The following is a 20,064-nucleotide window of genomic DNA, read 5'->3' on the forward strand; positions in this document are numbered from 1 at the left end:
GGGGTAAGCGACTAGATGGCTGTCTTGTCGTAAAACCACTGTTAGTAAATCCAATGCGTTATTTTCTCCTTTGCTTCGTTATTAGCCTCCGCCTGTCGGCTCAGTCGATACCCCCACTGGATCGGGTCATTTCGGTGGATATTCGCAATGCAACGCTTGACAATGCCCTTCGTCAGATCAGCCGGGCTGGCCGGTTTGAATTCTCATACGACCCCACCCGTATCGATGGTACTACAACGGTCACGCTACGACTCACGAACACACCCGTTCGGGAAGTGCTGAGCCGTGTATTTATGAACCGGGTTTCGTTTAAATCACGCGGAAACCACGTCATTCTGGCCCGTGCCGATCCGTCTGAGTCGACCCCGAAGAGTTTTCTACTGGATGGCTATATTCTGGACGAACAAACCGGCGAACGGATTGCCAAAGCCAGTATTTTCGAAAAAACTACGCTGGCATCTACGGTCAGCAATCCATTTGGGTATTACAAACTACAGCTACCGACAAAGCTGGCCAATGCGCGGCTGGACGTTCGTAAACAGGATTACCTGGGCGAAACGGTACTGATTCGATCCCGGACTTCGCACGCGGTTAACATCCGCATGACCCCTTTGCCTCCTACGGCCTCATCGTCGATTCAAACTTTACCGATTCGTGTAAGCGAAGATACGGTGCGTTCGGTAGAGCCACCCTTGGCCTCCGTAGCGGTCGAAGCACCTGCGCCAATGGTCGATTCAACGGCCCGGCAACCACAGTCCGTTATCGATAAAGGGTGGTCTGGGATTTCGAAACTATTTGTATCGGCACAACAGGCCATCCACGATATAAACCTGAGCCGTGACACGCTTTACCGCGATTGGCAGGTGTCGTTTGTTCCATTTTTTGGTACTAATGGGCGTTTGAGCGGACGTATCAGCAACCGCTTTTCGGTCAACGTGCTCATGGGCTATTCGTTTGGGGTTCGGGCGTTTGAGGTTGGAGGCTTGATGAACCTGGTTCGAACCGACGTCGATGGGTTTCAGGCCGCTGGTTTAGCCAATATCGTTGGGGGGCATATCGATGGTGTTCAGGCAGGGGGGCTTATCAACTATTCGAATCACTATGTAAAAGGTGCCCAGTTGGGTGGTCTGGTCAATACGGCCGGGCGTTCGGTAATGGGAGCGCAGGTGGCCGGGTTGATCAACTATGCTAATCAGGAAGTTCAGGGTGCTCAGATTGCCGGATTGATTAATGTAGCGGGTCGTTCGGTCAATGGCTTGCAACTGGCTGGCTTAATCAACGTAGCCCGTGGCGATGTGCGTGGTTCACAGATCAGTGGTATTCTGAACGTAGCTCACCGAGTAACCAAAGGCCCTCAGATTGGGTTGATCAATCTGGCCGATACAGCGGGCAGCGTGCCTGTTGGTCTCCTGAGTTTTGTCCGAAAAGGCGGATACAAACGTATTGAACTAGCGGCTAATGAGGTCAATCTGTTGAATGTAACCCTACGAACGGGCGTGCAGCGATTGTACAACATACTGACCGCCGGGCACAGTTTCGACCGGGTAGGTAGTCCCCGACTTAGTGCTGGCTATGGTTTAGGAACCGCCTTTCGGTTGTCGAGAGCCACCTTATTCAACCTCGAACTCATTGATCAGCACTTGTTCTATTTCGACGGAACGTATCCACGCGGCTGGAACAACCACATTCGACTGAACACCCTGATTGAAACTCGATTGAGTAACCACATCGCATTGGCATTCGGGCCATCGGCCAACTGGTATTTCAGTACCGACGACCGACCTATCCCGCTACTACAACCCGAAATCCTGTTAGTTTCTGACCGTGCCGATGCGTACAGTAATGCGCGTCATTGGGGTTGGCTTGGCTTGCAGGTTGGCTTACGGTTCTTTTGACAGATGGATTCAGGGCCTATAACAGCGTGTATCTATACAAAAGTGATGGCTGCGCAAGTAACCCTTCTCTTATTAACAAGAGAGGGAGTTGGGGAAGTGAAAATTTTTTTGTCGTCACATAGGGGGAGAGGCATGTATGACTGTCATGATGCTAAATGAGCTATGAATACAACCTGAATAGCTCCAAAATCTGTAAATCGACAAGTAGATTATGACACGCACAAAATTCTTAGGTATTTCGCTCGTTACCATCGCTCTTTCTTTATCTGGCTGCTCCTTAATTCGGGAAGATGTTGGATCTTACCAGATGGCTCAGCAAAGCTACGCACTCACCAATTTTGATCGACTGGATATGGGAAGTGCTTTTGTTATTATGGTTCAGCAGGGAACCGATTATAGCATATCGGTGGAAGGCGACCGACGAAATCTGGATGACCTGGAGGTGTATACGCGCAATGGTATACTCAAAGCGCAGTATCGCGTAGCCCGAAATCGCCAATACGCTACCACGTTCCGAATTACGATGCCCAGTCTGCGTGGAGTAGATTTTTCGGGCGCCGTTCGGTCAACGGTAACGGGCTTTACAAATCTGGATGGGTTCGATGTTACGTTATCGGGCGCTTCTGAAGGCCAGTTTAATATACAGGCCTCCCGGCCAACGATCAATCTATCCGGCGCTTCGGTATTGCGGATGACTGGCAAAGGGACGTTCCTGACGGCTGATTTGTCCGGTGCTTCGAGCTTACAGGCGTTCGATTACCCCGTCGATAATGCTGGACTGGAACTGTCGGGAGCCAGTAAAGCGAACGTAAGTGTAAACAGCAGTCTGGTCGTTGAGGTCAGTGGAGCCAGCGCTGTTCGTTATCGTGGCAAACCCGCAGTTGCTCAACGAGTGAGTGGAGCCAGTACTGTACAGAACGAGTTATAGTTTTATACGTCACTCTTACCTCTAAAAAGCCCGAAGGGGACTTAGATCGAATCTGAGTCCCCTTCGGGCTTTTTAGAGGTAAGAGTATATTATTATGGCTTCGGACTAGCAGCCGCTGTGCTATCCGCTTTCTGTTTCGCTTCGGCTTTGGCTTTCTTCTTGAAGAAGCCACGCAACAGAAAATTACTCTGGGCGGCTTTCAGGTCTTCATTCAGTAGCTCCGTACCTTTACTTAAGTTGCGCAGCGTTACCTGTAGATTGGTTGCTGTCTCCTTGTCGGTCAGCAGGATACCAAGCGGGCTGTTGGTATTGTTCAGCTTATCCGATGCCCGATTCAGGTTGATCGATGTTTGCCGTAAAGTAGCCACACTTTGGTCGGCAGCAGTTACCGTCGATTCGAATCGGGTGGCGGCCCGGCTCAGGCGTCGAAATACCGTTGTATCAGTCACTAATTCGTTAGCCAGGGTTCCTTTCGTATTCAGTTTTGCAGCAAACTGCGCCACTGAGCCCGTCACTCGAACGGTATTGTCGGACGCTTTTTCCAGATTGACCATAGCCCGCTTGAAATTGTCGGCAACGATCGAGTCAGTCAGAACAGCCCCTACAGTACCTTTTCCTCGCCTTAGATTACCAACCAGTTCTTTAAAGTCATTGGTCACTTTCAGGAGGTTGTTGTTGTTCTCCTGCAAGGTCGCCATGATTTGATCGGAACTCAGGGCCTCGGTAGTTTTTAGGCGATCCCCATCTTCAACTTCGGGCTGGCGTGTTGTACCGCCGGCAATCACAACGATTTTATTCCCGATCAGCCCGTCGGAGCTAATAGAGGCCGAAGCATCTTTACGAATGAATTGCTTGGAGCTTTCCTCAATATTCATGTCGACCTCTACCTGAGAATTGCTCACGAAGCTGATCCGTTTAACTGTACCAATTTTGACACCGGAGAACCAGACGTTATTCCCGTTTTTCAGGCCGCCAACGTCTTTAAAAAGTGCAATAAGCCGAATGGTACTGGTGAAGCGCTTTTGCTGGCCACCCAGTACAAATATTCCCGCGATCAGAATAATAATGCCCAGTAGGACGAATATGCCTACGACCACGGAGCGTTTTGTCGATTCAGTACTCATTTCTAGTATAAGTGGAGTCAGTGAAAGTGGTGTAGTATATGCAATTAGTGTAATCGGTGAAGCCCGTAAAATGTTTAAATTCTTCAATCATTAACCTCAATCCACAAATTTGTAATCGTAAAATTGCTGTATGCGTTCGTCTTTGTCGGCAAATACCTCATCGAAGGTTCCCACGCGCGCAAATTTGCCATCCAGCAGCATCGCTATTCGGTCGCCGGTAGTTTTAGCGCAGGTCAGATCGTGGGTGATAATGATGGAGGTAGCACCGAGCCGCTCCTGCACGTCGTTGATCAGGTTGTTGATTTCCACGCTGGTGATCGGGTCCAGCCCAGCCGTTGGCTCGTCATACAGCATTACCTCCGGCTTCAGAATCAGTGTGCGGGCAATGCCAATCCGTTTCCGCTGCCCACCTGACAGTTCGGCGGGCATCTGGTCGATGGTTTGTGACAGGCCGACATCGTCCAGCGCTTTTTTGACGGCTTTATCAATTTCTCCACGACTCAGGTTTCGAACGTTTCGTACGAGCGGAAATTCCAGGTTTTCGCGGATGCTCATGCTGTCGTAAAGGGCACTGCTCTGGAACGAAAACCCTACCTTCTGGCGAAACTCATCCAGTTCTTTACCACGTAAGGTTTCCACATCCTCACCCAGAATAATTACTTTCCCGGCATCAGGTTTAAGCAGGCCTACCATAATTTTGATCAGAACCGATTTGCCCGTTCCCGAACGGCCCAGTACCACCACGTTTTCACCTTTATTCACCTCTAAATCAACCCCACGCAGCACGTGCAAACTGCCAAAGGACTTTTTCAATCCTTCGATTACAATAACGGGTTCATTTTTCTTTTCGCTCATAGTTTAATGATTGAATGATTGAATGATAGAATGATTGAATAGCTGTCGCCCATTATTAATTCAATCATTCTATCATTCAATCATTCTAAATTGTTTAACTGCCCCGAATGGCGGATACGATTTGTAGAGAGAGTAATTCTTCAATAAATACCAGGAACATGGCGGTTACTACCGACGAGTTGGCCGCTTTACCGACTCCTTCGGTTCCTTTGGAAGAGTGATACCCTTTATAGCAGCCAACCATGCCGATGGTGAAGCCAAACACAATGGATTTGATGACCGACGAAAAAATGTCGAGGTAGGTTATGGCCCCAAAAACCTCCTGAATGTAGGACGTAAAACTCGTTTGCTCGTTGGCATTTACATTGAGAAAGGCCCCGATCAACGCCACGAAAACGGTATACATCGTGAGCAGCGGAATGGTAAACGAGGTAGCTAACACACGGCTTACGACCAGAAATTTGAATGGATTCGTTCCCGACACTTCCATAGCATCGATTTGTTCGGTAACGTTCATCGAACCGATTTCGGCACCGATGCTTGAACCAACTTTACCGGCGGCAATCAAAGCGGTTACCAGTGGGCCCAGGGCCCGAACAACGGCAATGGCAATGAGCGAGGGGAGCCAGGAGGTAGCGCCAAACTCCGACAGCGATGGTCGCGACTGATTGGTAAATACCATGCCCGTGATGAAACCGGTGGTTGAAATCAGCAGGAGCGATCGATAACCAACTTCGTAGCATTGGCGGATAATCTCCTTAAATTCATAGGGGGGAACAAACACTTCCCTAAAGAAGCGCCCAATGAAAGCGGCCACATCGCCCAGATTCAAAAAAAGCTGGTCTAACTTTCGTGTAGTGACAGGCCGGCCAGTAGCCTTTTGGGATTTATTGGCGTCCGATTGCATTCAACTGGTGGAAAATTAGGTTTATGCCAAAGGTATCTGACTCAAAGGGATCTGATGTTTCTGTTGACGCCTTCAGAATCCAAAGAATCAGGAGAACCCTACCAAATCTGACAACTCAAAGCGGGCTGATCAGAAACTTAGGATTACGTATACCCATATAACTGATTTGTTGAGCCGTGGTTTTATTTTGGCAAAAGTAGTCGAAGCGCAACAACCTGTTGCGCTTCGACTGATCAATTCCAGAAAGTTTATAGAAACGAATTAGGCTGCCTGTTGAAAGCCAATGGGTTGCCAGGCCCGGTAGGCTGTCTGGGGGGCTGGTGACAGAAACGAGGAGTAGTCATTGGGGCGCGACATAACTTCTTTATAAAGCAACACCCGGTAGAGGTAGTACCGGGTTTCGCGAGGCAGGTTCATTCGGTAGTAATCCCGGTGTGCGTACCGTTTGAGCTGATTTTTGATTAGGCCCGGTCCCGCATTATACGCAGCCGCTACCAGCGACCAGGAACCCAATTGGGAATAAAGGGCTCGTAAGTACCGACAGGCAGCATCGGTTGCTTTCTGGACATTGAATCGTTCATCGACCCGTTTGCCTACTTTCAGACCCAGGTCACGGGCTGTGCCCGGCATGAGTTGCCAGTAACCAGCCGCACCAACCCGCGAAACCGCCCTGGGTCGGAGTGCACTTTCGGCCAGGGGAATGTAGCGGAAATCGTCAGGAATGTCATACTTCGCCAGAATTGGGTCGATGATTGGGAAAAACGAGTCGGCACGTTGTTGTAAGTTACCCAGGTCGCTGGCATGGGAACGGAACAACGTAAAGACGTGCTTCCACCGATCCACCACATCCGACTGATCGAGTGGTAAGCATTCTCCGCAAAAATTTACATCAAGTAAGGGCAGGTCAGGGGCGTTAGCCAGTGCCGGGTTTAAGAACGTTTCTGCTGTCGGTCGAAAATGACGCGATGCCGTAGCATCGGATTTGGCCACAACAGTAGCTTTGGACAGGAGCGAAACGGGGTTCGCATTCATAGGAATAAATTTCGCGGCAATCGCAACAGCCGGGCGAAACGCGGCCATTAAAACTGAAAATCCAAGACGCTTTAACAAGACTAAATTCAGGATGGTAATGAGTGATAACGATTGTGGGTTTGATTTAGTGCCTTGATAATCAATCATATATAGGAAACGACGTATTGGTAAAATAGGATTTTTCAAGGTGTTGCCGACGAAAGCTACTGGCAGTCAGTGGCTTCCCAATAAAATCGTACTGACGTATAAAGTTGAACCGTTTGGCAGAAAAAAGGGTGATGGCCCTGTTAAAAATTCCTAACTTTCGGCTGCCTTACCCGTTGCTCGATGAATGAGGAGGTAGGTAGCGACTTATGATTGAAATCGGACGAATAAATACGTTGACGGCGCTTCGGCAAACCAGTGTCGGGTTTTTTCTTGGGGACCTGTCGGATCGGAAAACGCAGGATTTTAACAATGATATTCTCCTGCCTAACAAATACGTGCCTGAAACACTGGAAATTGACGATAATATCGATGTATTTGTGTACACCGACTCCGAAGATCGTCCCATAGCTACAACCTTAACTCCCGCCATCCAGCGTAATGAGTTTGCCACATTGCAGGTGGTTTCGATAACCAGTGCCGGGGCCTTTCTGGACTGGGGGCTGGAAAAAGACCTGCTCGTGCCCCATCGCGAACAGGCCCGACCCATGCAGATTGGGGAGTGGTATGTGGTGTTCATGTACCTGGACCGGCGTACCAACCGATTGGTGGCATCGAGCAAGGTAAGCCGGTTTCTGGACCCGGATGTCAGTGAATTACAGGAGGGCGACGAAGTGCAGTTACTGGCCTACGAAACCACAGATCTGGGTGTAAACGTTATCATTAACAACCGCTACAAGGGGCTGATTTACGCCAATGAAATTTTCCGAACCGTACAACCGGGAGATCCGCTTATTGGCTACATCAAAAACATTCGCGACGATGGCCTGGTCGATGTAAGCTTACAAAAGGCTGGTTTTGAGAACGTAGAGCCCAATGCCCAGCGCATCCTGACGCTCCTGAAAGTCGAGAACGGGTTTCTGCCGCTGACCGATAATAGCCCACCCGAGGAGATTTATAAAGCGCTTGAAATGAGCAAAAAAACCTTCAAAAAAGCCATCGGAACCCTTTATCGCGAACGAAAAATCGTGCTCGAAGAGAAAGGAATACGGCTGGTTTAGTATGCTTTTCTGAAGGTTTTTTTGCTGGTTGGAAGTCATCATCGTTTGCGTAACTACTCGTTGATCAGGCGGTTGTCTATTTTTTATTTAGAAGCTCATTAAGGACCTGTTTAAGTCGATTGTTATCAGCATTCAAACGCAGCGACTTTTGATACATAAGAATAGCTTCTGCTCTCTTGCCACTTTGTTGTAAAATTTCGGCGTAACTGTTATAGGGTTGCCATGCCTGAGGTTCGGTGAATGTTAGAAGTTTAAGCGTCTCCAAAGCCTGATTCGTATCACCATGTAGCAGAAATTGACGACCGGCATAATCCAGCTCTGCCGGTGAAAACGAATACTGAGTTGTATCTGCTTTGGCTATGAGAAAGCGTGCCGCTCCATAGTCGGGGCCTCCTTCCCAACGCTCGCCCGGTTCGAATTGAAGTTTGCCAAATCGCTTAAGAGCGGGTATAACATCCGCGTTCGTCAGGATTCGCTTTGGATTTTCAAGAAAATAGGGTTCAAAAATTTGCAGGTCGGCTAACCCGAATGTGTGGGAGAGTAGTTGCCGAATGGTAATTGTGGTGAATGGAAAATCAGGAAGATAGTTGATCAGCGGGTCATCAAGCTTGATCTTGCCTTGCTCGTAGAGTTGTAAAATAGCAACGGCTGTAAACGTTTTTCCAATAGACGCCAGTTGAAAACGGGTTTCATTTCGATTGAGTAATTTATCGTTCACGCGGGCAAACCCAAACGATTTCTGGTAAACAATTTTGCCTTGTTCAGCAAGCAAGACATTGCCATTCAGGCGCTGTTCGTTCTGTAAGCCGGTAAAGAGGCTATCCAAACGCTGAGTCGTCGGTTGAGCCACCGTAGGCAATTGATAGATGAACAGTAAACTGATTAGAAGTGTAAAACAAGCAATCCCGAACCCGTTTTGTAAAGTAAACAACCAGTAACTTGATTGTAATTGATGAGGTTGCATAAGTTCAATAATGGTAAATTATTAATTCAACTTTTGTAGAAAAAATGACTTGCCAATAGCCTGTTTTTATTGCTATGTGCTTGATTTTCAGTGTTTTGATTTTATTTGAATTTTAGTTGTACTGCCCAGAATTGGACAGCATTCGTTCATTTGCGGATATCTCTAGCTAATTCCTGGCCTAATTTTAACGATCAGTAAGTGCCATTTTTAACCAAACATTAACCTTCACTTTAAGCCTGCTTCAGGCTGCCTGACGTTTTTTGTATGGTCGGCAAGAGGTCCCATTGACGGCTGAATTCCAACTGGATTTTCGCCGGAATTGGGCTCAACTACCGACCGTGAATACAACAAATTGTATTTGAAACAGAAGACAGTTAATGCCTTCATTAGCAGTCATGAAAGCGTTCATTCAACTCCCCGCCAAAGCGTTGTTGCTTGCCATTGGATTAGCCGGGGCTGGTTTACACCCCTCCTTTGCGCAAGTAACCGAACCTGAACAGCAATCGGCTCCTGTAACCGACCAAACGATTATCTCTGCCATTGCCCCGTACCGCGACGATGTTCGTCGATCTATTCTACTGGTCAGTCAGCAACCTCAGGTACTGACAGCGCTGGCTCAGCAACGGGCCAACAGTGAACAGACCTTTGTGAATCGGATTCAGACCTATGGACAGAAGAAACAGGCCTGGTTTTACGACATCGCCCGGTTTCCGGATGTGATGCACGCGCTGGCAACCCTGCCTGCCGGAACCAGCGAATCGTCGGTGAAAGACCTGACGAAAAACTTACCCGCTGATTTGCAGGAAACCGCCTGGAAACTGTATCGCCATCATCACGATGATCTGGTGCAGGTTGATAATCTGAATCAACAGGCCGACCTGGCATTCGATAACCTGATCAACCCACTGGATATTCCAACGCAGAATGCCTTCCGGCAATTGATCAACATGCCGGACGTGCTGACTCAACTGACTGACCAGATCGATAAAACGACCCTTCTGGGCGAAGCGTATCGCGCTAATCCTGATCAGGTTACCAGAGATTTGACGGCTTTGCACGATAGTTTATCCGTACAGAACCAGCAGGAACTGGCTGCCTATCAGAATGAGCTGAATAACGACCCGCAGGCTAAACAGGAATTGCAACAGGCTGGACAGGCCTATGCACAGGCCAATGGGTACAATACGGGTATCAATCCTAACCCTGCCTGGGTGAATAGCTCGTATTATTATCAGAACCCCTATCCATTCTGGTTTGGGTATCCTTACTGGTACGCATCGCCACTCTGGTATCCATCGGCCTGGTGGTATGGAACAGGCTTCTATTTTGGACTTGGTGGCAACATGGTCATGTTCGGTTTACCGTCGCTGGGCTTCTCAAACTGGTTCTTTACCACAGGCCGATACGCCTACCCGCATTTGTATAACCGTTTCAATAATTACTATGTCCGTACCATTGGCGAACGACATGTCTGGGCACCGGCCAATGCCGGGTTTATGTCGGCTGCCCATCGTGCCTTTGGGTCTGGCATACCCAACGCCCGTGCCAATTGGCTGACCAATCCTGGCCAGTACAGCCGGTCGGTTAATGGGAACAATGCAGGTTCAGCGCGGGTAGCATCGCCTGGCCGTTATCAGGGCGCTAACGCCAATACATACCACTCGCAGGCTTGGGGTGGTGCATCCCGGTCGTTTGGAGGTGGTGGATTTAGTGGTGGAGGCTTCCATGGTGGCTTTGGCGGTTTCCACGGTGGCCGTCGTTAGCAAAGCGGTATTCAATTACAGAAAGCTGTGGATTGATGTGAACATATTGGTTGCATCAATCCACAGCTTTCTGTAATTGAATACCATCCTTTCTGGCAAGTTGGTAGAGAAGTTTTTCTAATTTCGCGCCAACTATTACCACTATGCATATACTCATCGTTGAAGATGAAGCATCGATAGCCGGTTTTCTTCGGAAGGGACTCGAAGCAAATGGCTTTCATGTTCAGATTGCCTCCGACGGGCTTATGGGGCAAAAAATGGCCCTTGATTACCCCTATGATCTGATTATTGCTGATGTCAATCTACCCCGGCAAAATGGACGGGATATGGTAGAAATTCTCCGTAGACAGCAGGTCGATACCCCGATTCTGATGCTCAGTGCACTGGGGACCTCCAACGATATTATTACCGGACTGGATGTAGGGGCCGACGATTATCTGGTCAAGCCCGTTCAGTTTGATATTCTGATGGCTCGCGTACGGGCGTTGACCCGGCGTCATACCGGACGGTTAAATTCAGAACCAACGCTGGTGGTTGGGGATCTGGTGCTCAATCAGGACGAGCGGACTGCCAAACGCGGTAATCGGCCCATTAATCTGACCGCCAAGGAGTTTCAGTTGCTGGAATACCTAATGCAGAATCAGGGTCGGGTCGTGTCCCGTGCTTCGATTGCCGAACAGGTCTGGGATATGCAATACACTATGAGTAGCAATTCGATCGAAGTGTATGTGGGTATTCTGCGCAAAAAAATCGACCAGCCCGGCTCCCCCCAACTGATTCATACTGTCATTGGCGAAGGCTATGTGCTGCGGGCACCGTAAACATTGTCTTTAATGGTCATTAAGTGGTCATTTATTGTTATTCGTCGTACGGCAAATTATTCATTTACAATAGACGTTAATCAATGACTACCCAATGACCACTTAATCACTATTAACTTATCGTTCCAGTTTAAAGCCCTTATCCCGCCTTACGCGTTGCGGTCGGTTGGCCACATCCCAGCCCGTCAGGTAAATCCAGCGGGCAATACGCGTCACTTTTGCGGTATTGATGCGGTCGGGTTCGTCTTTGGGGGTATGATAGTCGGTATGAAGAAGCGTGGTGAAGGCAATGGCAGGCACATTGGCACGGGCGTAGGGGAGGTGGTCGGAACGGAAATACCAGCCTTCAGGATGATCAGGTTTATCCCATAGCGTGTCGAGTTTAAAATGCGCTTCCGACTGATTGACCGCCAGAGCCGCATTAACCAGATCGGTCGAGTTGCGATGCGGAGGCTGTTGCCCCAGAATACAGGCACTGTCGGGGGCGTTTCGGCCAATCATTTCCGCATTCAGGACCGCAACGATGGATTCTTTGGGTATGGTTGGTTTGTCGACAAAATACCGGGAACCCAGTAACCCCCGCTCTTCGGCACCGTGAAAAACAAATAACGCCGACCGCTTGCCGGGTTTCTGCGCAAATGCCCGTCCAATAGCCATCGTTGCTACACAACCACTGGCATTATCATCGGCCCCGTTCCAGATCGAATCCCCGGCAACTGCCCGCCGAACGCCATCATGATCCTGATGTGTACTGAACAACACGTACTCATTCTTAAGCGTAGGGTCAGTGCCTGGAACTTTGGCAACAATGTTCACCGATGGATAGCTGAAACTTTCTACATTAACCACGTTGGTAAATTGCTGGCCCGGCTGTTTGATCCAGGAAAGCGCACTGTTTGGGAGCCAAACGGTGGGCGCCTGCGAAAATACGCGGGTATTGGCTCCGCCGGGTAAATCGTACCGACCCCGTTCCAGACCCGTTGTCCAGCGGTCGAAATAGAATTGAGCATCGGCATTGGAAATCCAGACAACGGCGAGTGCCCCGGCTTTGATGAGTTCGGCGGCCCGTCGGTTCATGGTACCCGTCAGGAACCGACGGTAACTCAGTTCGGCTGGGGGCGTTCCCGAAAATTCCAGGGCTACCGCTTTCCCTTTGATAGCTACGTTAGCGAGTTCTTCGGGTGTACCTTTCCCAACAAAGACCAGCGGGGCATCAACCGACGCAATGGCAGGAGCCAGAATAAATGCATCCTGCCCATGCGTAAGGGTGTGAGTACCAATGTTGAGTCGACTGGTTTCAGTGATGCGAGTGCGCTGGATATGAAAAAACTGAAAAAAAGTACCGTCGTCCCCGGCTGGTTGAAGGCCCATCGCCCGAAGTTGATCGGCAATCCAGACCGAGGCTTTGAGTTCATCGAGAGACCCCGCTTCCCGACCTCGAAAGTGATCGCCCGCCAATGCAAACAGGTCCCGCTTAATGTCGCTTTCTTTAATAGCCGATACCGCGTTGCCCATCTGCGTTGCTTTTGATTGGGCCTGGCTTGTAATCGAAGGGCCTACTGCCAGGAGAGCCAACGCGAGGGTAAACCGTTTTAGCCCTGTTCGTTTGTTATGAAGAATCATGGTTGTATTGTCTGACAACGTTTTGGAAGAGAGCAAATCTACATAGCACGGCGATTCCCTGGGTCAGTTCACAACGATAAAACCTTATATTAGGGGGCAAACAACCGACTATGAAACGAACTCTCCTCTTAGTACAAGCACTCGCTGTTTTGAGCCTACTCTACCTGGGTGGACAAACTGCTCCGGCCCAATCCAGAAAATCACCGATTGATCCAGCGATCCGTTATGATGCCTACATCCAGCAGGCCGTTAAAGACTGGAACGTACCGGGCCTGACCGTTACGGTTGTAAAAAATGGAAAAACCCTGCTCAAGAAAGGCTACGGCGTTCGGGAACAGGGGAAGCCGGGCGCTGTCGATACGCAGACACTCTTTGCCATGGCCTCGACTACCAAAGCGATGACAGCCGCCTGTTTGGGTATGCTTGTTGATGAAGGCAAACTGCACTGGGATGATCCGGTGATGAAGTACCTGCCCGATTTTCAGTTCTACGACCCGGCCGTCACCCGTGAAGTTCGGGTACGTGACTTGCTCATTCATAACACGGGTGTAGGGAATGCCGATGTTCTTTGGGCAGCCATGGAGATCCCATCGGATGAAATTCTGCGAAGAGTTCGGTTGATTAAGCCGTCGTATTCACTGCGGTCCAGCTTTATTTATCAGAATATCATGTATCTGGCTGCTGGGAAGGTCATCGAAAATGTGAGTGGAGTGCCCTGGGCAACGTTTATTCGCACCCGGCTGTTCGAACCGCTGGGCATGAGCCGGACAAAAGCCCATTTCAAAGAGGTATCGGATGCTAACCGGGCCAAACCCCATATGGAGATTAACGATACCATTCGGGTGGTCAATAGCCTGAAAGAAGAAGGACTGGTAGATGCCGTAGGGCCAGCCGGTTCCGTCTGGACCTGCCCCGATGATGTTACGGCCTGGATGCAATGTATGCTCGACAGTGGCCGATACGCAGGTAAAACGTTGCTCAAACCGACTACCTGGGCTGAGCTTTTCAAACCACAGACGCTGGTAACCGACAGTCAGTTCTACCCGACGCAGCTATTAACCAAACCGGTCTGGAAAACGTACGGTCTGGGCTGGTTTCAGCACGACTATCGTGGCCATCGGGTTAATTTTCATACCGGGAGCCTGACAGGTATGGTGGCCATTCATGGCCAGTTGCCCGATCAGAAACTGGCTGTTTATATTCAGGGGAATCTCGATCATGCCGAATTGCGTCATGCACTCATGTACCGGGCTTTCGACGAGTTTGGGCTGGGCGTTGAACATGATTGGAGTAAAGCGTTTCAGCAGTTGTATCGCGGATTCAAGCAACAGGCCAAACAGGCTGAACGTAAGGCCGATAGCTCCCGTGTCCAGAATACGAAACCATCGTTGCCCTTGACGGCTTACGCAGGGGCTTATACTGACCCCTTATATGGTACAATTGATGTAACCTTAAAAGATGGTCGATTGTATGCGTCCATGAATAACGTACTCACCGGCTACCTCGATCATTGGCATTTCGATACGTTTCGACTTACATACGATCAATTCTGGAACGGCAAAGATGCCATCAGCTTCATCCTCGATCAGCGGGGAAAAGTTGCTAAAATAACAGGCGGGGGTATGGAGCTAACGAAAGCCCCTGAAACACCCGATAAGCCGATCTCGACCCGATAGATGGTCAACTAGGGTCAGGTCTTGTCAAGAATCGTTAGGCTGGTGAGCATTTCTGACGACTCTTGATAAGACCCGCCCCCTTTCACTGAAAAATAGGCTACAAAAAGAATTTTTAAAATACGTGAACATTTTTGAAAAATTAAATGTATATACATCAAATACCTTAACATATAATTTTCAAAATACATACAACTATGGCAACGGAAACCGCCACTACGACAACCTGGGCAATCGATCCTTCACACTCTGAAGTACAATTTAAAGTAAAACACCTCGTTATTTCGACCGTTACAGGCTCGTTTGGTGCCTTTGAAGGAACGGTAGAAAGCGAAGGTGATGATTTCAGCAACGCAAAAGTTTCTTTCTCGGCCGATATTGACAGCATCAGCACGGGTCATGAGCAACGGGATGGGCACCTGAAATCAGCCGATTTCTTTGATGCCGAAAATCACCCAAAACTGACATTCGTATCGACCAGCATGACGAAAGTTGACGACGATACCTATACTGTCACTGGCGATCTGACCATTCGGGGTACTACGAAACCTATAACACTGAAAGCGGAATACGGCGGTCAGATGGGCGATTTCTATGGTCAGACCAAAGCCGGTTTTGAACTGTCGGGTATCATCAAACGGAAAGAATTTGGCCTGTCGTGGGATGCTGTTACTGAAGCGGGTGGCGTCGTTGTAAGCGACGATGTGAAACTTGTCCTGAACATCCAATTGACGAAACAGAGCTAATCGGCTCAGAGATATATACAACCTGATTGAGGTAAATTCCGGTAAAGATGGGCAACTTTCTTTCCGGAATTTTTTATTTCATTCACAATGTATATCAAAACGATCTTACTGATTTAACCGAGTTTTCTGGGTAATTCGTATTTTGGGCTACCAATCAACCTACTATGCGTGTTACACTTCTCCTACTGATTTACATCGCTAGTGTACAGACACTGGCCGCTCAACCAACCAAGTCAACCAGTCGCCATTTCGATATACTTATCCGCAACGGCCTGATTTACGATGGATCGGGGCAATCTCCTAAATTGGGAGACATTGGAATACAGGGTGATCGGGTCGTGGCTATCGGGAAATTAGCCGGAACAAAGGCAACAACCGTCATCGATGCAAAAGGCAAAGCTGTAGCACCAGGTTTTATCAACGTACTGTCGCATACAGGTATCGAACTGCTACGTGATGGCCGTTCGATGAGCGATACCAAACAGGGAATAACGACCGAAGTATTTGGCGAGGATTCCTGGGGGCCAATTGCTACGCAGGATATGCGGGATCAGGTCAGCCTATTCCTGAAGCCTTATAACCAAACCTGCGACTGGAATACCCTGGGCGACTTTCTGACGAAGCTTCAGAATAAAGGAATCACCCCCAACATTGCCTCGTATCTGGGAGCGGGTCAGGTGCGTCAGGCAATTCTGGGAGAGGCCGATGTAAAACCCACTCCCGACCAACTGAACCAGATGCGGGCTATTGTTCGGAAAGGGATGGAAGAGGGGGCTTTGGGCATGACTACTGCGCTGATTTATCCACCGAATTCGTTTGCCAATACGGATGAACTGATTGCTCTTTGTAAAGAAGCTGGTCGTTACGGTGGGCGTTACATTGCGCACATTCGGAGTGAGGGCGATCGCCTGGAAGAGGCTGTTGGTGAGTTGATTAAGATTGGGAAGGAGGCCAATGTGCCCGTCGAACTATATCACTTTAAAGCGTCGGGGCAGCGGAACTGGCCCCGGATGCAATCGACTATCGACCTGATTAATCGGGTTCGTCAGCAGGGGCAGAACGTAACGGCGAATATGTATACCTACACGGCTGGAGCCACCGGACTTACGTCGTGCCTGCCGCCTTATCTGTTCAATGGTGGGTTTATGGCAGGCTGGAAACGCTTACAGGACCCCGCTACCCGCCAAAAGCTAAAGGCCGAAGTACAGCAGAAGGGGAAGGACTGGGAAAATATGTTCGACCTGGCGGGTTCGCCAGAAAATATCCTTCTGACGGCGTTCGAAGTAGACTCGCTGAAAAAATACAACGGTATGACGTTGGGCCAAATCGCTAAAATCTGGCATAAAGACCCGATTGAAACGGTCATGGATTTGATAGTAGCCGATAAAACGCGGGTCGAAACGACCTACTTCCTGATGTCGGAGGAGAATGTAAAAAAAGGAATCCAACAACCCTGGGTATCGTTTGGATCGGATGCCGGATCACTGGCCGAAGACCGGAAGGAAGTGGGTGTTGTTCATCCCCGCACGTTCGGAAACTTTGCTCGTTTATTAGGTAAATACGTCCGTGATGAACACGTTATTTCGCTGGAAGAAGCCATCCGGCGGTTAACCAGTCTGCCTGCAACCAATCATAAATTACCCAATCGTGGGTTGCTTCGTCCTGGCTACTATGCCGACGTTGTTATTTTCGACCCCGCAACTATTGCCGACAAGGCCACCTTTGCCGAACCATTTCATTATTCAATCGGTGTACAGCATGTACTGGTCAACGGAAAAATTGTCCTGAAAGATGGCGAACACACAGGCGCTTTCCCCGGCCGTGCTATCTGGGGACCTGGTCGAAAGAGTAAGAAGGAAATTTAGAAAGAACTAAACCCAGAGCCGCAGCGAGTACAAAGTTCAACTACTTTTTCTGTACGCTGCGGTTCTGGGTTGATGTTGATAATAGCTCATCGCAGCAGCATTAAACTACCTCGAATGATGGGTTTTTCGGGGACCGTTCGAACGGTGTAGGCGTACAAACCGGCTGGAAGTGAATAACCGTTCAGTGTGCCGTCGAACGGTTTGGTATAGCCCTTGTCCGACGAATAGATGATTTCGCCCCAGCGATTGAAAATGGTCACGATGGCATCGGGGAAAGCCTCAATGCCAAACAGCTCCCAGGTGTCATTCTTACCATCGCCATCAGGCGAAAACGCATCTGGTATCCAGACACGGGCATATACCGTAATGTGGATAGTATCTTTCGCTTCGCAACCCGTTTTGTTTTTTACATCGATCGTATACGTAATATCCTCTTCAATCGACATAACGGTTGGGTTAGCCGTATTGGGGTTGTCCAGATAGGTTGACGAAGCCCACTGAAACTGGTTAGGATTGCCCGTATACAACGGGTTCATCGTGAAGGTATTGCCTTTGTAGGTGACCATCGAATCAGCAAGCTGAATAGTCGGAATGGGGGCTACAACTGCCAGTCGCGTTGCTACCGTCCCCTTGCATTCGGGAGCCGCTTTAACCGTGTAAGTCACCTGATGTTCACCGATTCCGGCCGCTTTAGGATCAAATTTATTCCCGGTGACACCCGGTCCCGCATACTCACCATCGGCTGGGCTACCCACGAGGGTGTAAACGGGTGAATTGGAGCCACAAACCTCTGGAATCGTATCGAGCCGAACATCGATTGGGTCGAGTTGAATGATCGTTACGGGTTTGGAGGTGCCTGTACAGCCGTAGGTATCCGTTGCAATCAAAACAAAGGTGCCGGGCTGGCTCGTAGTGTATTGTGCTTCGCTGCTCCCCACCGTTGTCCCATCTTTCTGCCAGCTGTAACTGATTCCACCACTACCATTCAACTGCAACGACTCTTGCGGACAGATTCGATTCTGCCCCGATGCTGATTGGATCACGGCCTGTACGGCTGCCGAACGCTGGAGAAGGGCCACATCACTTTGCGCTTTACACCCATATGTCAGATCGGTGGTAACGGCCCAGTAATTTCCCGGCTGATCTACCACGATGGAATCGGTCGTTTGGCCTGCCAGTGCCTGCCCATTGCGGTACCACTGATACGTGACATTGCTATCGCCTGCGGCCGTCAGGTGAATGGTTCCGGTTGTAGCGCATAAATGCCCCCTTTCAAAAACCTTCGCCTGCGTACCAACAACCTTTACGACCATATCGTCGGAGTTGCCGGTTTTACTGCAGGTTGTTTTCTGTGAAACGACGACCATATAGGTACCCGCTTCCCGAACGGCTAATGATGAATTGGTGGCCCCTGTAATATTGATACCGTCTTTTCGCCACTGATAATTCCAGTTGGCATTGAAAGCTGCCTGTATCACGGCCGAATCGCCAAGGCAGATGGTTCGTGAGCGCATGCTAGGAAAATTACGGAACTGAACCGCTGGATCAGGTGTCGTTTGGGGAGGGCAATCGATGACCAGGAACTGAAAATCACGACGTACTTCTCCTATTTTTACCCCATTTCGGTATTCTTCCACTTTTACCGCAAAAACATATAATCCTAATTCCGTTGCCGTTACCGATAACTGCCCCGATTGAGGATTGACCTGAAGTGTGGGGCTTCCTGGGATGGCATTAGTGGCACTAAAACCGGGTCGCCAGTTAATGTCGGGGTAGGGGCCCGCCGAAACCGCATTCTGGGCTGTTCCTTTCTGATTCAATGGAGTTACCATCGAATACCGGAGTTCATCACCATCGGGGTCGTTTCCGCCAAAGGCAAAGGTAAATGCGTCGCCCAGGCAGACGTATTCACCGTTTATTTTATTGAATTGAGGAGATGAGTTCTGGACGTACTGCCCATTTTGCTGTAGGGCAGGAAATTCCAGATAGAAGGTAAACCCAGTTTGATCGGGATTGACGATATTGTTGATGCCTGCATTCCGATTCCGGGTCTGATACGACATGTAGTAGCCTTGTGGATCGGTGTACGTGCCGGGGTTGAGCTGAATAGTAGCTTCGTAAACCCAGATGACAAAGTTTAGGTTTCGCTGTGATGCACAAAAGGCATTCGTATAGACAACAGGCGATTTAGCACCTGTTTGGGTGACAGTAAAGGCCGTCATTTGAGCGTTATCGCGCAGCCGAAAGATACCAACGTTACCTATTGCTGCCTGTCGGGCTATTCCCTGAGTACCATCTTCCAGATAATTGGTCACGATGATCTTGAAGTGACCGGGAATATCACCAATTGCCTGCATTTCTATCTGACCACCAACCTGGTGGGTCGCCAGTGACAACAGCGGCATACCCAGCATCAAGAGCCAGCACAGAAATCCATAAGTAAATGTTCGCATAAACAAGCCGTTCTAAAACTTCGATCACTCACACACTTTACGACTTCACAGGTTGTATTCGCTATGCTCACTAACTTGCTTTTGGCTGGATAGACTAACAAGTTACATCTTAAATGCATAGCCATTTATGGCTAAACATTGCTTTTTTATGAAAAGGAAAAGATTTGCCTTGTTGTACTCTCTTTATATATTGTATGAACTAAATGGGCC

Annotated in this window: 15 protein-coding genes; 8 read left to right on the plus strand and 7 right to left on the minus strand. The window is 49.2% G+C overall.

Annotation, left to right across the window (positions count from 1 at the left end; translation table 11 throughout):
* Positions 1-53 precede the first annotated feature (53 nt).
* Positions 54-1,895 carry an STN and carboxypeptidase regulatory-like domain-containing protein gene (locus B5M13_RS13655; RefSeq protein WP_080056202.1) on the plus strand — a complete coding sequence of 614 codons (1,842 nt, stop codon included), beginning with the start codon at positions 54-56 and terminating at the stop codon, positions 1,893-1,895.
* Between the two features lie 211 nt (positions 1,896-2,106).
* Positions 2,107-2,823 carry a GIN domain-containing protein gene (locus B5M13_RS13660; protein WP_080056203.1) on the plus strand — a complete coding sequence of 239 codons (717 nt, stop codon included), beginning with the start codon at positions 2,107-2,109 and terminating at the stop codon, positions 2,821-2,823.
* Between the two features lie 92 nt (positions 2,824-2,915).
* Here the strand turns inward: B5M13_RS13660 and B5M13_RS13665 are convergent, their stop codons facing one another.
* The 4 genes from B5M13_RS13665 to B5M13_RS13680 form a co-directional block, all read right to left on the minus strand.
* Positions 2,916-3,947 (minus strand): MlaD family protein, encoded by a 1,032-nt coding sequence (locus tag B5M13_RS13665; protein ID WP_080056204.1) that lies wholly within the window; start codon positions 3,945-3,947, stop codon positions 2,916-2,918.
* Between the two features lie 96 nt (positions 3,948-4,043).
* On the minus strand, positions 4,044-4,802 hold the full coding sequence (locus B5M13_RS13670) for an ABC transporter ATP-binding protein (RefSeq protein WP_080056205.1): 759 nt from the start codon (positions 4,800-4,802) through the stop codon (positions 4,044-4,046).
* Positions 4,803-4,896: 94 nt separating this feature from the next.
* Positions 4,897-5,709, minus strand: a complete 813-nt coding sequence (locus B5M13_RS13675; RefSeq protein ID WP_080056206.1) for an MlaE family ABC transporter permease — start codon at positions 5,707-5,709, stop codon at positions 4,897-4,899.
* Between the two features lie 261 nt (positions 5,710-5,970).
* Complete coding sequence (locus B5M13_RS13680) at positions 5,971-6,789, minus strand: lytic transglycosylase domain-containing protein (protein ID WP_170061128.1); 819 nt, start codon at positions 6,787-6,789, stop codon at positions 5,971-5,973.
* 305 nt (positions 6,790-7,094) lie between these two features.
* Between B5M13_RS13680 and B5M13_RS13685 the strand changes: the two genes are divergently transcribed.
* On the plus strand, positions 7,095-7,946 hold the full coding sequence (locus B5M13_RS13685) for a CvfB family protein (RefSeq protein ID WP_080056208.1): 852 nt from the start codon (positions 7,095-7,097) through the stop codon (positions 7,944-7,946).
* Between the two features lie 76 nt (positions 7,947-8,022).
* Here B5M13_RS13685 and B5M13_RS13690 read toward each other — a convergent pair whose 3' ends face one another.
* Complete coding sequence (locus B5M13_RS13690) at positions 8,023-8,910, minus strand: serine hydrolase domain-containing protein (RefSeq protein WP_080056209.1); 888 nt, start codon at positions 8,908-8,910, stop codon at positions 8,023-8,025.
* A gap of 395 nt (positions 8,911-9,305) precedes the next feature.
* On the opposite strand from B5M13_RS13690, the gene B5M13_RS13695 reads away from it, so the two are divergent.
* Both B5M13_RS13695 and B5M13_RS13700 read left to right on the plus strand, forming a co-directional pair.
* Positions 9,306-10,673 (plus strand): DUF3300 domain-containing protein, encoded by a 1,368-nt coding sequence (locus B5M13_RS13695; protein ID WP_080056211.1) that lies wholly within the window; start codon positions 9,306-9,308, stop codon positions 10,671-10,673.
* Positions 10,674-10,816: 143 nt separating this feature from the next.
* Positions 10,817-11,494 carry a response regulator transcription factor gene (locus B5M13_RS13700; RefSeq protein WP_080056212.1) on the plus strand — a complete coding sequence of 226 codons (678 nt, stop codon included), beginning with the start codon at positions 10,817-10,819 and terminating at the stop codon, positions 11,492-11,494.
* Positions 11,495-11,611: 117 nt separating this feature from the next.
* Here B5M13_RS13700 and B5M13_RS13705 read toward each other — a convergent pair whose 3' ends face one another.
* Positions 11,612-13,117, minus strand: a complete 1,506-nt coding sequence (locus tag B5M13_RS13705; RefSeq protein WP_080056213.1) for a M28 family peptidase — start codon at positions 13,115-13,117, stop codon at positions 11,612-11,614.
* Between the two features lie 110 nt (positions 13,118-13,227).
* Here B5M13_RS13705 and B5M13_RS13710 point away from each other — a divergent pair, with 110 nt between their 5' ends.
* The 3 genes from B5M13_RS13710 (at position 13,228) to B5M13_RS13720 (ending at position 17,401) form a co-directional block, all read left to right on the plus strand.
* The gene (locus tag B5M13_RS13710; RefSeq protein WP_080056214.1) at positions 13,228-14,793 is read left to right on the plus strand and encodes a serine hydrolase; all 1,566 of its coding nucleotides are present in this window, start codon (positions 13,228-13,230) and stop codon (positions 14,791-14,793) included.
* 194 nt (positions 14,794-14,987) lie between these two features.
* Entirely contained in the window at positions 14,988-15,536 is a 549-nt protein-coding gene (locus B5M13_RS13715) for a YceI family protein (RefSeq protein ID WP_080056215.1), read from the plus strand.
* Positions 15,537-15,700: 164 nt separating this feature from the next.
* Entirely contained in the window at positions 15,701-17,401 is a 1,701-nt protein-coding gene (locus B5M13_RS13720; protein ID WP_080056217.1) for an N-acyl-D-amino-acid deacylase family protein, read from the plus strand.
* An 86-nt stretch (positions 17,402-17,487) separates the two neighbouring features.
* Here B5M13_RS13720 and B5M13_RS13725 read toward each other — a convergent pair whose 3' ends face one another.
* Complete coding sequence (locus tag B5M13_RS13725; protein WP_080056218.1) at positions 17,488-19,854, minus strand: T9SS type B sorting domain-containing protein; 2,367 nt, start codon at positions 19,852-19,854, stop codon at positions 17,488-17,490.
* Positions 19,855-20,064 lie beyond the last annotated feature (210 nt).

The organism is Spirosoma aerolatum, assembly GCF_002056795.1.
Taxonomy (GTDB): Bacteria; Bacteroidota; Bacteroidia; order Cytophagales; family Spirosomataceae; genus Spirosoma; species Spirosoma aerolatum.

Bases quoted from the DNA above. Each gene is read 5' to 3' on its own strand.
- B5M13_RS13665 (WP_080056204.1), bottom strand. From the start codon at position 3,947: ATGAGTACTGAATCGACAAAACGCTCCGTGGTCGTAGGCATATTCGTC.
- B5M13_RS13690 (WP_080056209.1), bottom strand. From the start codon at position 8,910: ATGCAACCTCATCAATTACAATCAAGTTACTGGTTGTTTACTTTACAA.
- B5M13_RS13700 (WP_080056212.1), top strand. From the start codon at position 10,817: ATGCATATACTCATCGTTGAAGATGAAGCATCGATAGCCGGTTTTCTT.
- B5M13_RS13675 (WP_080056206.1), bottom strand. From the start codon at position 5,709: ATGCAATCGGACGCCAATAAATCCCAAAAGGCTACTGGCCGGCCTGTC.
- B5M13_RS13670 (WP_080056205.1), bottom strand. From the start codon at position 4,802: ATGAGCGAAAAGAAAAATGAACCCGTTATTGTAATCGAAGGATTGAAA.
- B5M13_RS13695 (WP_080056211.1), top strand. From the start codon at position 9,306: ATGAAAGCGTTCATTCAACTCCCCGCCAAAGCGTTGTTGCTTGCCATT.
- B5M13_RS13705 (WP_080056213.1), bottom strand. From the start codon at position 13,117: ATGATTCTTCATAACAAACGAACAGGGCTAAAACGGTTTACCCTCGCG.
- B5M13_RS13720 (WP_080056217.1), top strand. From the start codon at position 15,701: ATGCGTGTTACACTTCTCCTACTGATTTACATCGCTAGTGTACAGACA.
- B5M13_RS13710 (WP_080056214.1), top strand. From the start codon at position 13,228: ATGAAACGAACTCTCCTCTTAGTACAAGCACTCGCTGTTTTGAGCCTA.
- B5M13_RS13715 (WP_080056215.1), top strand. From the start codon at position 14,988: ATGGCAACGGAAACCGCCACTACGACAACCTGGGCAATCGATCCTTCA.
- B5M13_RS13655 (WP_080056202.1), top strand. From the start codon at position 54: ATGCGTTATTTTCTCCTTTGCTTCGTTATTAGCCTCCGCCTGTCGGCT.
- B5M13_RS13680 (WP_170061128.1), bottom strand. From the start codon at position 6,789: ATGGCCGCGTTTCGCCCGGCTGTTGCGATTGCCGCGAAATTTATTCCT.
- B5M13_RS13685 (WP_080056208.1), top strand. From the start codon at position 7,095: ATGATTGAAATCGGACGAATAAATACGTTGACGGCGCTTCGGCAAACC.
- B5M13_RS13660 (WP_080056203.1), top strand. From the start codon at position 2,107: ATGACACGCACAAAATTCTTAGGTATTTCGCTCGTTACCATCGCTCTT.
- B5M13_RS13725 (WP_080056218.1), bottom strand. From the start codon at position 19,854: ATGCGAACATTTACTTATGGATTTCTGTGCTGGCTCTTGATGCTGGGT.